Source organism: Streptomyces sp. NTD91, from assembly GCF_059510455.1.
On sequence record NZ_JCAJZW010000156.1, the window covers coordinates 1 to 615 of the forward strand.

The window sequence follows — 615 nt, forward strand, 5'->3', positions numbered from 1 at the left end:
GGGCCGTCCCTGGGCCGTCCGAGGGTGCCCGAGGCCACCCAGCGGCGGCCGACAGTGACAGACGAGCCACAGCTCGCCCCCACCGAAACCCCAGGTCAGAGCCCCCGCACCAAACGGGTTAACACCCAAGCCTGGCGTTCAGGCAAGATGGGGTGTTAATTTCAACGGTCCTGGCCGCAGGCGTGGATGCCGCAAGCAGGAGTGCTCTCCTGGCAGGCATCGCCTACCCAGACATCACTCCCCACCTTCCCGACGCGCTGCAGCGCCGACGTGAAGTCCTCAACCCACTGCTCACTGACCCAAGCCCAGGCGTTCGAAGCTTCGCTGCCGATGTCTTGGGCTGCCTTGACACCCTGGAAGAGCAAGACCGCAGGGAGGAAGACCAAGAACAGCGCGGATACCGAAACTGACCCCGTGAACAGGTCATCAGCCAACATCCCGAGCCGCAAATGACCTTGCAGCCAATAGCTCGGTACAAAGTAGCCGCGTGCCGCAACCGTGCCAGATGGAGGGGGCAGCCTCGGTCAACAAGGGTGGCTTGCGGGAATATCCGTGTCCACCAGCTCTGCCATAGAAGAGGCAGGTCACAGGCGGGGTACCCCTACCTCTCTCCTA

General features: G+C 63.3%; 1 protein-coding gene. It reads right to left on the reverse strand.

Annotation, left to right across the window (positions count from 1 at the left end; all coding sequences use genetic code 11):
- Positions 1 to 161 precede the first annotated feature (161 nt).
- Entirely contained in the window at positions 162 to 437 is a 276-nt protein-coding gene (locus AC5WRT_RS39020) for a hypothetical protein (RefSeq protein WP_496101111.1), read from the reverse strand.
- Between the last annotated feature and the right edge of the window lie 178 nt (positions 438 to 615).